This window comes from Ruegeria sp. BHSB058 (assembly GCF_059613285.1).
The window spans coordinates 1-11339 of sequence record NZ_JBXWSF010000102.1 but is presented as its reverse complement, the minus strand read 5'-3'; the positions used below and the strand labels follow the sequence as shown (position 1 = coordinate 11339).

Genomic DNA, 11339 nt, shown 5'->3' with positions numbered 1-11339 from the left:
AGCCGAAGCCGAAGCCGAAGCCGAAGCCGAAGCCGAAGCCGAAGCCGAAGCCGAAGCCGAAGCCGAAGCCGAAGCCGAAGCCGAAGCCGAAGCCGAAGCCGAAGCCGAAGCTAAGCCTTCGACTGTTTTTGCAGAAAGAACGCAATTTCCAGAGGAAAAAAGGCAAAATGGGTTCTGGCCTACGGCGCTTGGGGGCGCGGTTGCAGCAGCTATTGGTTTTTTTGTCGGCCAAACCGGATTGTTCAGCTCGACAGAGGGCGAAATCGATCAAACCATTTCGACAATTGAGGCGAAGGTCGAGCAACACGCCCAGTTGTTCGACTCGCTTGGAAAGCAGATGGACGGCAGCGAAGCGGCTGACCTGTCGACTCTTTCCGAACAGGTGTCCGGACTGTCTGGGCAAATAGCACCGGTGGTTTCGGAATTGGACGTCTTGAAAACTCAGATTGAATCTTTGAGTTCGGTACTTTCCCCGCTCGAATCCCGCATAGCTGATCTGGAAAAACGCCCAGTACAAAATGGAGATACGCGAGAGGTTCCAGATGCGTATCTGACAGAATTGGATAAGCTACGCGACTCCCTTTCAGTACAGCGGGCCGAGATCGAAAAGATGGTGAATCAGGCCAAAGCACTGGAGGTGAAAGCTTCGGCTGAGGCATTGGCGGCGGCCAACCGCGCGGCTGCATCAGGTCTACGCAGTCAGCTGGATTCTGGTGCCGCGTTTGAGATTCAAGTTTCCCAACTCAAGAACGGTGGCGTAGAGGTTCCTCAATCCTTGGTTGGCCCTGCGGCCGAAGGTGTTGCAACAATGGCAAGCTTACGGAATGGCTTTCCGTCGGCGGCTCGCAATGCATTGGCGGACATCCGTGAAACCGAAAAAGGTTCCGGGATTCTTGCATTTCTCGAACGACAGACTGGCGCCAGGTCTGTCACTCCTCGGGATGGCACTGATCCGGATGCTATCTTGTCACGCGCAGAAGCCGACTTGACAGCTGGTGACCTGGGCAAGGCATTGGAAGAGATCGGCACTCTGCCAGAGGCCGCGCAACCTGCAATGGCGGCGTGGGTTGAACGCGCGCGAACCCGCCAAGACGCCGTATCCGCCGCAGATGCGCTTGTGCAAAGCGTGAATTCGAACTGAAAGGCCCGCCATGTTTTGGTCATTGCTTAAGATACTGGTTTTTGTCGCCATCATCGGCCTTCTGGCGATGGGTGCCGCCTTTCTTATGGAGGCTAGCGGCGGTGTTCAGATCACCGTTGCGGGCACCGAATATACGTTGGGGCCGCTGCAGTCCGCTATAGGGCTTGTGATTTTGGTCGCGGCCGTTTGGCTGTTCTTCAAGCTGCTAAGCCTGTTGATCGCTACGCTGAAGTTCCTCAACGGAGATGAAACCGCCTTGTCGCGCTATTTTGACCGGGGCCGGGAACGGCGCGGTTATCAGGCCCTGTCAGAGGGACTGATGGCTTTGGCTTCAGGGGAAGGGCGTATTGCGATGTCCAAGGCCACAAAAGCAGAAAAGCTGTTGAAAAAGCCGGAACTGACAAATCTGTTAGTAGCCCAAGCCGCCGAGATGACCGGGGATACCAAAAGAGCTTCGGAAACGTACAAGAAGCTGGTGACAGAGCAATCGACCCGGTTTGTCGGTGTGCGCGGGATAATGAAGCAAAAGTTGGCTGAGGGCGATGATGATACCGCGCGCAAGCTTGCGGAAAAGGCGTTGGCCCTGAAACCGCGGCACGAGGAAACGCAGGATGTGCTGCTTAAGCTTCAGACCAAGGCGCAGGACTGGGCCGGGGCGCGGTCGACCCTAACGGCAAAGCTGAAATCAGGAACGTTGCCGCGCGACGTCTACAAGAGAAGGGATGCTGTGCTGGCGCTGTCCGAAGCCAAAGGGCTGCTGGACGAGACTGCCGCTATCGAGCAACAGGAACGCGCGATCGAGGCAAATCGCTTGTCCCCCGATCTGGTGCCTGCGGCCGCGATGGCGGCGCGCGCGCACATCGCCAAAGGCAAGCCACGCAACGCGGCCAAGATCCTGAAGAAGGCGTGGGAGGTCCGGCCGCACCCGGATCTGGCCCACGCGTTTGCCGAAATCGAACCCGACGAATCTCCGACTGAACGGGTCAAGCGGTTTTCGGCACTGACTCGCATTCACCCGGATAACCCTGAGACCCGCCTGATTCAGGCGGAGCTTAACATTGTGGCCGAGGATTTTCCCGAAGCTCGCCGTGCGCTGGGCGATGTTGTGGAAAAACAAGCGGATGCACGGGCCTATACCCTGATGGCTGCGATCGAACGGGGTGAGGGAGCGTCGGACGCGATTGTGCAGGGTTGGCTCGCAAAGGCATTGAATGCGCCGCGTGGTCCTCACTGGGTTTGCGAGAACTGTCACGACATTCACGTGGAATGGAGACCTGTCTGCAAGAACTGCAACAGTTTCGATACGCTAAGCTGGCAAACGCCCGACACCCCTGAGATTGCCTCGGCGACAGGTGTACACATGCTGCCACTGATCATCGGAGCCCTGGAAGACCAGAGCGAAAAAGACGTCCATGAAGAGGAACTTGAGGAAAACTCGGGCGAACAGGCCACTCCGCCCCGGATCATCGATGCTGATGTTGAATTGATGGATACCAACGGCAAAACATGAGGTGTCGTCATTTGTGGACAGCCCCGGTTTTGCTAGAGTTCTTTTTTTTGGGTTTCTCGTGTTCGCGGCTTTAGGCCGCCTGAACCGAATGAGGTTCGGTCAGGATGGTATAGAGCTTGACCGGATCAGGATTTGACCGGAGTTTCGTGCAAACCGAAGCGTCTCTGAGCGTACGCGAGACCAGCGCCAGCGCTTTTAGGTGTTCAACACCGGCCTCTTCCGGCGCAAAGAGTGAAAAGGCAAGGTCGACCGGTTGTCTGTCGACTGCGCCAAAATCAATCGGCTTTTCAAGCATGACGAATACGCCTGCGACCTTTTCCAGGCCTTCCAGCCGAGCATGGGGTAGAGCAACACCATGCCCGACTCCGGTCGGCCCCAGGCTTTCCCTTTCGAGCAGAGATTCGACGACAGTCTGAGCGTCCAGCCCAAGTGCCAAAGCCGCTACGTCTCCTATTTCCTGAAACAGGCGCTTTTTGCTGGAAGCGGCTGACAGAACCCGGACCGCTTTGGGTGAAAGGATGCTCGAAAGCTCCATCGATTTTGCTCCATGGATGTGCCACCGGATATCCGATGGCACATCTCTGTTGTCTTGCCTATTACGGGTCGATCCAGCCGATATTGCCGTCATCACGGCGATACACGACGTTCAGTCCGTCCTTGTTTTCGTTCCGGAACACCAAAACCGGGGCCCCCGCGAGTTCCATCTGCATTACAGCCTCGCCTACACTCAACGACGGGATCTTGGTTTCCATTTCCGCCACAATTATCGGCTGAAGCGACTCCGGTTCCTCAGAATTGCCCGAGTCGTTCGACGCGAGGATATAGGATGATGCTCCAAAAAGTTCAACCGGCTCGGCGCGGTCGCGGTGGTGATCCTTTAGGCGGCGCTTGTAGCGGCGTAGCTGCGTTTCCATTTTATCGCAGCATCCTTCGAATGCCGCATAGATTTCGGTGGCGTGCGCCTTGGCCTGCGCCGTCAGCCCAGTTGATAGGTGTACAGTTGTCTCGCACACATATTCATGCGCTGAACGGGAAAAGACGACGTTGGCGTCTGTCGGTCTTTGGGCATACTTGCCCACGACTTCGCCCAGTTCGGTCTGCACGTGGGTCTGCAATGCCTCACCGATGTCGATCTGTTTACCGCTGATTTGATAACGCATGTGATCTCCTTCACAATTCGCACCCGTTCTGACGCCACACAAGTCGGCGTGCCTGTTTTTATCGGGTGTGGGGTAAAGACATTTCCAAGGATAGTCTACCATCATACCCTTCAGCGAAGGGACATCGAGATCCAGACTGGAACCGAAGAATTGTCATGAGTCAATTGAGGCAAGAGACGCGCGGAGAGTCAATCAAAACAGACGTGTTCTTTCAAGAAATCCGCCATGCGCCCAGCGACGAACAGTCGCCGGTCAGGAAATCCGGAAGTTTTCACCCAGATAGACCCGGCGAACATTCTCGTTTTCGACCACTTCGGTGGGTGTGCCGGACATCAGAACTTGACCGTCATGCAGGATATAGGCGCGATCCACGATTTCCAGCGTTTCTCGCACGTTGTGGTCGGTTATCAAAACGCCAATTCCCCGCTTTTTCAGGTCCGAAACAAGGTGGCGGATGTCGCCGACGCTGATCGGATCCACGCCAGCAAAGGGCTCGTCAAGGAGCAAGTACTTGGGGTCTGCGGCCAGGCAGCGCGCAATCTCGACGCGGCGACGTTCACCGCCTGAAAGCGCCAAGGCGGGGGCACGTCGCAAATGCTCTATCGAGAAATCCGAAAGCAATTCCTCAAGACGCTCCTTGCGCTTATGGCTGTGCTTGACGGTGATATCCAGAACCGCGGCTATGTTGTCCTCGACACTCATGCCACGAAAGATCGACATTTCCTGAGGAAGATACCCTATCCCCATCCGGGCCCGCCGGTACATTGGCAGCGTCGTCGCATTCTGACCGTCGATGGTCACTGTACCCCCTTCGGGAAAAACCAGGCCTGCCACAGCATAGAACGTTGTAGTCTTACCTGATCCGTTCGGGCCAAGCAGGGCAACAACTTCGGACCGATCAAGCGTCATCGAGACGTTTCGGATAACTGTCTTCTTGCGATAAGATTTCCGTAGCTTGTCGATCTTCAGCCCGGAAGAACCTTCGGCAACTGTAAGGTTTGGGCGATTCATCAATTGTTGCCTGTGTTCAGGATGGTTTTGACCCGGCCAACCATCTGAGCTGTTCCGGTCTTGAGGTTCACTGTCATCTTGCTGGATGTCAGCGCGTTTTCACCCTGTGTCAACAGCACGTCGCCACTCATCACGATGACTCCGGTATCGATGGAATAGTCAGCGCGCTGCGCCTGTGCTGCATCCGGACCGCTTACCAGAACCACATCACCTATAGCTTCAAGCCGCTCAATACCTGACTTTTCCTGATTGTATATCACAAGGACTTGCTGTGCGGACAGCCGCATCTCACCTTGCCTGATAAAGACATTACCCTTGAATTCCGCCGATCCGTCTTCCTGATTGACATCCAAGGTGTCTGAAGTGACTTCAACTGGCAGCGACGGGTCAGCCTTGACCGACCCGAATGCGACATTGGCCCCTTGCGCGAATACGGGAACTGCCCCAAAGATCAGAGCAAAACAAAGGGTCAGTGCACGAAAAACATTCACGGGTTATCTTTCCGGTTTTTGAGGGTCATATATCAGTTGGACCCCGTCTGTAAAAAGAATATGGAGGGGCGCTTCCTTTTTTTCAGCCCCGAAATTCATGGCGCCGGCAGTGAATTCCCCGATTGGTCCAGCGCCGGCGATTTCTGCCGGAGAGTTTCCACGGATCTCGTCCAATGATGTGTTCAGCTGTTCCGTAGAGACTCTAAGACCATCTGAAGTTGTGATAATTACGTTTCCGGAAAACGTGGCGCTGCCCTGATCTGGACGCAAAGTACCGAGTTCAGCGGTCAAAGTCAGTTCGTTTCCATTCACCAGCCGATATCGCGCGCGCAGATTTTGGGCTTCGGCAGGCTTGTCGTCAGAGCTAGGTCGAGCAGCGCTTGCCGACACAAGAATTTCTTCTCCCTTTTCAGTCACACCCGAAAAAAACGGGCGCGTGACCTGCTGACCGCTTAACCGTTCATCCATCTCGCGCCCGGAAAATGGGGTCGAAACATTGGTGTCGATACTGCGCGACAGCAGGAAAACGGTAGAAAGCAAAGCAATTGCCGCAAGCGGCAGCAGTACCTTGAAGAACTGCACCTTGCGGGAATAGCTGTCCACTTCTTTCTCCTATCCCAAACCCACGCGAAGACAGTCGTGAATATGAAGAAGACCCAGCGGTTTGGTCGGCCCCTCTTCCTCAACAACGAAGAGCGAGGTAATTTTGTGTTGATTCATAACTGCAACCGCCTCTTCGGCCATGGCTTGGGGCGCTATCGTTGTTGGGTTGGCAGTCATGACGTTTTGAGCGGTTTGGCTCAGCAATCCGTCCATGTGGCGGCGAAGATCGCCGTCGGTGATGATGCCAACCAGGTCCCCGCTGGTGTTTTGAACACCGGCCACGCCAAAGGCTTTCTGGCTGATCTCGATCAGCGCTTCGCTCATTGGGGTGTCCAGGGAAACCAATGGCAGGGCGCCTCCTGAGTGCATCAGGTCACAAACCTTGCTGAGACGGGCACCCAGTTTGCCGCCCGGATGGAAATCGCGGAAATTTTCCGGCTGGAAGTTTCGGTATTTCATAAGCGCGATGGCCAGCGCATCGCCCATGGCTAATGTCAGTGTAGTCGAGATCGACGGCACCATGCCAAAACCGCAGGCCTCGCCCATCGACGGTATCAGCAGGTGCACATCGGCTTGTTTCATCAACGTGCTTTCGGGCTTGCTGGACAAACCGATCAATGGGATTCGGAATCGGCGTGTAAAGGCTAGCAAGTTGGCCAGTTCCGGTGCCTCGCCCGAGTTCGAGATTGCCAGAACGACATCGCCCTCGGACAGCATGCCCAGGTCGCCGTGGCTGGCTTCTGCCGGGTGCACAAAATAGGCGGGCGTTCCGGTGCTTGCGAGCGTCGCGGCGATCTTGTGGCCGATATGACCGGATTTTCCAATGCCGCTGACAATGATACGGCCGCGGGCATTGAGGATCAGTTCGACCGCCTCGACGAATTGGTCGTCAAAGCTGTCGGCCAGCACCTCTAGCGCCTTGGCTTCGTCGGTGACCACTTGTCGGGCAGTGCTCAGAAATGCGTCAGGGTTGGTCATGAGTGAGCAAATATATCCGTTTCGGGCCAACCCGCGAGATCCAGCTTGGCGCGCATGGGCAGAAAATCGAAACAGGCTTTGGCAATCTCAGATCGACCTTCGCGATGCAGGCGCTGGTTAAGTTCTTCACGCAAGCGGTGCAGGTACAGTACGTCGGAGGCTGCATATTCCAGTTGCGCGTCGGTCAGCGTTTCCGCGCCCCAATCGCTCATCTGCTGCTGTTTCGAAATATCTACGCCGATCAGTTCTTGGCACAAGTTCTTGAGGCCGTGGCGGTCAGTGTAGGTCCGGACTAGGCGGCTGGCAATCTTGGTGCAATAGACAGGTGCCGCCAACGTGCCAAAAGCGTGGTACATAGCGGCGATGTCGAAGCGGCCGAAGTGGAACAGCTTGAGAACATCGGGATCTTCCAGTATGGCGCAAAGGTTGGGTGCTTCGGTCTGACCCTTTTCAATCTGAACAATGTGGCTGTCGCCATCTCCACCGGACATCTGGATCACGCACAGCCGGTCGCGGTGTGGATTCAACCCCATGGTTTCGCAGTCGATGGCCACGATTGGGCCCAAATCCACACCATCTGGAAGATCGTTTTTGTAAAGGTGATTAGCCACGCGAAAGTCCTTTGTGCCGTACTGGACCCGAGATAGGCGGTTTGTTGAGCAAACTCAACTGGGGCAGCACGGGAGTCTTCGTGCGGAACAATCGACGCGACCAGAGAAGACACGCCAAAATCCCACCCGCGAATTGTGTTTTCGGAGCCATAATCTGGGACTAGGAATGGTGCAGAGGTTTTCTCGTCTGGAGGCAGGTGTGCTGAATATCCTGAAGAATCGAGTGTATCGTCACCTGTTTGCTGCTCAGATCGTGGCGCTGACCGGAACCGGTCTGGCCAGCGTGGCGTTGGGATTGCTGGCGTATGACCTTGCCGGAAAAGCAGCTGGCCTGGTTCTGGGAACGGCGTTGACCATCAAAATGATTGCCTATGTCGTGGTTGCCCCGATTGCCGCGGCATTTGCTGAACGAGTCGATCGCCGACGCATGCTTGTGGCATTGGATCTGGTGCGCGCCGCCGTCGCGATCTGCCTGCCTTTCGTCACCGAAATCTGGCAGGTTTATGTCCTCATATTCGCTCTGCAATCCGCTTCGGCCGGATTCACACCGGCGTTTCAAGCCACTATTCCCGATGTGTTGACGGATGAGCGCGATTATACGCGCGCCCTGTCGTTGTCGCGGTTGGCGGTTGACATGGAAAGTCTGGTTAGCCCGATGCTAGCCGCCGTATTGCTGACGCTAGTGAGCTTCGACAATCTGTTCTGGGGGACGGGGATCGGCTTTGTCTCATCCGCCTTGCTGGTTGTATCGGTGGTTCTGCCGATGCCGAAGCCGACGGTGCGCCGCGGTATGTTTGACCGGACCACGCGAGGTGTTCGGATTTATCTGAAAACCCCTAGGCTGCGGGGGTTGCTGGCTTTGAATTGGGTCGCTGCGTCGTTGAGTTCGATGGTAATCGTGAATACGGTTGTGATTGTCAGATCTGGCTTAGGAATGCTGGAAAATGCAGTCGCCCTTGCACTGGCGGGGTTTGGCGGCGGGTCTATGGTCGCAGCTCTGATTTTGCCCCGCGTTCTGGATCGCTTAGAGGACCGCGGCGTCATGCTGACGGGCGCAACCATTGCAACAGGGGCCATGGGAGTAACGTCTGTTTGGTCCATGCTGTCTCCGCTAAGCCTGCCTGTTCTTTCCTTGCTTTGGGCATTTGTAGGGTTTGGGTATTCGGTGACCCTCACGCCATCAGGTCGTTTGCTCACACGCTCTGCTCATGCGGTGGACCGCCCCGCCGTCTTTGCGGCACAGTTTACTCTTTCTCACGCCTGTTGGCTGATCTTTTATCCGCTGTCAGGCTGGTTGATGACCGTTTATGGATTGAGCGTTGTCACTACGTTTTTGACTTTGGCATCTGTGGTTGGCGTGACAATGGCTTTTTCTCTTTGGCCACGCAACGGCATGGCGCCGATTCCGCATAACCATCCCGAGTTGCCACCGGATCATCCTCATCTGGCGAGCGGGACCCCGCACAGTCATGCTGTGATAATCGATGAATTTCATCCAAGATATCCTAAACAACCTTGAGGCCAGGGATAGAGATTGTCTAATTCTGAACGACAAGACGCCGTGGGAGCCTGAATGGATCAGCTGGACCGCCGAATAATTTCTGCCCTGCAGTACAACGCGAGGGAATCGACTACCAAGATTGCGGCCAAACTGGGCGTTGCCCGAACGACCGTCCACGAGCGCATCTCTCGAATGGAAAAGAGGGGTGAGATCGCAGGATATTCCGTGGTTCTGCGCGAACCGCAGGACGAAAGCACGGTTCAGGTCGTGGTTCTGTTGGAGGTTCAGCAAAAAGAGACGTCCAGGATCATCAAACGGCTGGAGGCTTATCCTGAGGTTAAGTTGTGCCTGTCGATCAATGGTGAATTCGATCTGCTTCTGTCGGCCGAGGCTCCCAGGATCGAGGATCTGGATGTTCTGGTGGACGAGCTTGCGGAAATTCCGGGTGTCCTTCGCACCAATACAAGCGTCGTCTTCGGACGGCGAATTGACCGAGGCTGACATATCGTCAGAATATACGTCATAACGACGAAATCATGAGTCGTTTCGTCAATCCGCACTCTACAGATCGGACAGCGAATAGGTCACACTTTCTGACAAAGAAGGAGATGTGCCATGCGCTGGAATATTTGCGTAGTCGGGGCCGGAAAGATCGGCCAGATGATCGCGACGTTACTCAAAACCTCGCCCAACTACACCGTCACCGTGGCTGATCACGATCTGGTTGCCTTGTCGATGCTGAAAAAGATGGGCGTCGCCACAAAACAGATTGATGCCAGGGACGAGGTGGGTTTGACCGAAGGCCTCAAGGGCTTTAACGCCGTCATCTCGGCAGCGCCATTTTTCCTGACGCAAGTGATTGCCAAGGCCGCAAAAAAGGCGGGCGCGCATTATTTCGATTTGACCGAAGATGTAGCGGCCACCAACGCCGTGCGGGAACTGGCCGTGGACAGTAAAACCGCGTTCATGCCGCAATGCGGATTGGCGCCCGGATTTGTTGGAATCGCCGGGGCGGCCCTGGCAGCTGAGTTCGATAGCATCGACACTCTGCATATGCGCGTCGGAGCCTTGCCTCTCTATCCGACCAATGCGCTCAAATACAATCTGACCTGGTCTACCGATGGGCTGATCAACGAGTACTGCAATCCCTGTGATGCCATTGTGAACGGAATGCGGGTCAAGACTGCGCCGCTGGAAGACTATGAACTGCTTGGTCTTGATGGTGTCGAATACGAGTGCTTCAACACGTCCGGAGGGCTTGGAACCTTGCCGGAAACGCTTGACGGTAAGGCGCGCTCCGTTTCCTATCGTTCGATCCGGTATCCGGGGCATCGTGACATCCTCAAATTGCTTCTAAACGATCTGGGGCTGGAGCGCAGGCGGGATCTGATGAAAGAAATTTTTGAGTCCGCTCTCCCACGTACTGATCAGGATGTGGTCCTGGTCTATTGTACCGCCAAGGGCACGATAGACGGACAGCTGCGCGAAAAGTCCTACATCAACAAGTCCTACTCGCGGATGATCGATGGCCAAATCTGGAGCGCAATTCAAGTCACCACCGCCTCGGGTGTGTTGGGAGTGGTTGACCTGATGCGCACCGGTGAGTTGCTCGGTCAGGGCTTTGTCCGGCAAGAACAAGTGCTGCTTTCCGACTTCATGAATACCGAATTTGGCCGCCTCTATCGGGCGGGGGACGCAACGCAACAGAACAAGGCAGCCTGAGAAATGAAAGACATTGTCATGACCGCAGAAACCATTCTTTCGAAACTGGGGCTAAGCACCGCCGAGCTCACCGGAGGAACGCTGAAAGTGACGTCTCCGATCGACGGCAGCCTTCTGGCTGAAGTGCACGAGATGCCGGCGGCGGAGATGGGTGCCGTGATCGGCAGGGCAAAAGCTGCGTTCAAAACGTGGCGAACCGTACCTGCGCCTCGCCGGGGTGAGTTGATTCGACTTTTGGGAGAAGAGCTGCGCGCCGCCAAGGAAGACCTGGGTGCGCTGGTCAGTTGGGAAGCAGGCAAGATCACGTCCGAAGGTCTGGGTGAAGTACAGGAGATGATCGACATCTGCGATTTTGCGGTAGGATTGTCGCGCCAATTGTATGGGCTGACAATTGCCAGCGAACGCCCTGGTCACCGGATGATGGAAACCTGGCATCCGGCGGGTCCCGTTGGTGTGATTTCGGCATTTAACTTTCCTGTCGCGGTCTGGTCGTGGAACGCGGCGTTGGCGATCGTATGTGGCAATCCGGTGATCTGGAAGCCGTCCGAGAAAACGCCGCTGACCGCGTTGGCCTGCCAGAAGATTTTCGAGCGAGCGGTGGCTCGGTTCGG

13 protein-coding genes are annotated in these 11339 nt (G+C 55.7%); 6 read left to right on the top strand and 7 right to left on the bottom strand.

The window, feature by feature from the left end; translation table 11 throughout:
• Both AC2FNB_RS18725 and AC2FNB_RS18720 read left to right on the top strand, forming a co-directional pair.
• On the top strand, positions 1-1141 hold a 1141-nt coding region (locus AC2FNB_RS18725), incomplete at its 5' end, for a COG4223 family protein (RefSeq protein WP_496748372.1).
• Positions 1142-1151: 10 nt separating this feature from the next.
• Positions 1152-2651: a heme biosynthesis protein HemY gene (locus AC2FNB_RS18720; protein WP_496748371.1), complete on the top strand. Its 1500-nt coding sequence runs from the start codon at positions 1152-1154 to the stop codon at positions 2649-2651.
• A 70-nt stretch (positions 2652-2721) separates the two neighbouring features.
• Here AC2FNB_RS18720 and AC2FNB_RS18715 read toward each other — a convergent pair whose 3' ends face one another.
• From AC2FNB_RS18715 to AC2FNB_RS18685, 7 genes are all read right to left on the bottom strand, one after another.
• Positions 2722-3186, bottom strand: coding sequence for a PTS sugar transporter subunit IIA (locus AC2FNB_RS18715; protein WP_480751592.1), 465 nt, complete (start codon positions 3184-3186; stop codon positions 2722-2724).
• 61 nt (positions 3187-3247) lie between these two features.
• The gene (gene hpf, locus AC2FNB_RS18710) at positions 3248-3811 is read right to left on the bottom strand and encodes a ribosome hibernation-promoting factor, HPF/YfiA family (RefSeq protein WP_480751593.1); all 564 of its coding nucleotides are present in this window, start codon (positions 3809-3811) and stop codon (positions 3248-3250) included.
• Between the two features lie 252 nt (positions 3812-4063).
• Positions 4064-4822 carry an LPS export ABC transporter ATP-binding protein gene (lptB, locus tag AC2FNB_RS18705; RefSeq protein ID WP_480751594.1) on the bottom strand — a complete coding sequence of 253 codons (759 nt, stop codon included), beginning with the start codon at positions 4820-4822 and terminating at the stop codon, positions 4064-4066.
• A complete protein-coding gene (locus AC2FNB_RS18700) occupies positions 4822-5313 on the bottom strand; it encodes an LptA/OstA family protein (RefSeq protein ID WP_480751595.1) in 492 nt (163 codons plus the stop codon). Before AC2FNB_RS18700 ends, lptB begins: the two co-directional genes overlap by 1 nt.
• 3 nt (positions 5314-5316) lie before the next feature.
• The gene (locus AC2FNB_RS18695) at positions 5317-5916 is read right to left on the bottom strand and encodes an LPS export ABC transporter periplasmic protein LptC (RefSeq protein ID WP_480751596.1); all 600 of its coding nucleotides are present in this window, start codon (positions 5914-5916) and stop codon (positions 5317-5319) included.
• 9 nt (positions 5917-5925) lie between these two features.
• The gene (locus AC2FNB_RS18690) at positions 5926-6894 is read right to left on the bottom strand and encodes a KpsF/GutQ family sugar-phosphate isomerase (protein ID WP_480751598.1); all 969 of its coding nucleotides are present in this window, start codon (positions 6892-6894) and stop codon (positions 5926-5928) included.
• A complete protein-coding gene (locus AC2FNB_RS18685; RefSeq protein WP_496748370.1) occupies positions 6891-7505 on the bottom strand; it encodes a ribonuclease D in 615 nt (204 codons plus the stop codon). The genes AC2FNB_RS18690 and AC2FNB_RS18685 overlap by 4 nt, the downstream gene beginning before the upstream one ends.
• A 199-nt stretch (positions 7506-7704) precedes the next feature.
• Here AC2FNB_RS18685 and AC2FNB_RS18680 point away from each other — a divergent pair, with 199 nt between their 5' ends.
• The 4 genes from AC2FNB_RS18680 to AC2FNB_RS18665 all read left to right on the top strand — a co-directional run.
• Positions 7705-9024, top strand: a complete 1320-nt coding sequence (locus AC2FNB_RS18680; RefSeq protein ID WP_496748373.1) for an MFS transporter — start codon at positions 7705-7707, stop codon at positions 9022-9024.
• Positions 9025-9078: 54 nt separating this feature from the next.
• Entirely contained in the window at positions 9079-9507 is a 429-nt protein-coding gene (locus AC2FNB_RS18675) for an Lrp/AsnC family transcriptional regulator (protein ID WP_480751601.1), read from the top strand.
• 114 nt (positions 9508-9621) lie between these two features.
• Positions 9622-10728, top strand: coding sequence for a saccharopine dehydrogenase family protein (locus tag AC2FNB_RS18670; RefSeq protein WP_496748369.1), 1107 nt, complete (start codon positions 9622-9624; stop codon positions 10726-10728).
• Between the two features lie 18 nt (positions 10729-10746).
• Positions 10747-11339, top strand: a 593-nt coding sequence (locus tag AC2FNB_RS18665; protein WP_496748368.1) for an aldehyde dehydrogenase family protein, incomplete at its 3' end; no start/stop codon positions are given.

Excerpts from the sequence above, each read along its gene's own strand:
- hpf (WP_480751593.1), bottom strand. The coding sequence starts at position 3,811 with ATGCGTTATCAAATCAGCGGTAAACAGATCGACATCGGTGAGGCATTG.
- AC2FNB_RS18715 (WP_480751592.1), bottom strand. The coding sequence starts at position 3,186 with ATGGAGCTTTCGAGCATCCTTTCACCCAAAGCGGTCCGGGTTCTGTCA.
- AC2FNB_RS18670 (WP_496748369.1), top strand. The coding sequence starts at position 9,622 with ATGCGCTGGAATATTTGCGTAGTCGGGGCCGGAAAGATCGGCCAGATG.
- AC2FNB_RS18720 (WP_496748371.1), top strand. The coding sequence starts at position 1,152 with ATGTTTTGGTCATTGCTTAAGATACTGGTTTTTGTCGCCATCATCGGC.
- AC2FNB_RS18690 (WP_480751598.1), bottom strand. The coding sequence starts at position 6,894 with ATGACCAACCCTGACGCATTTCTGAGCACTGCCCGACAAGTGGTCACC.
- lptB (WP_480751594.1), bottom strand. The coding sequence starts at position 4,822 with ATGAATCGCCCAAACCTTACAGTTGCCGAAGGTTCTTCCGGGCTGAAG.
- AC2FNB_RS18675 (WP_480751601.1), top strand. The coding sequence starts at position 9,079 with ATGGATCAGCTGGACCGCCGAATAATTTCTGCCCTGCAGTACAACGCG.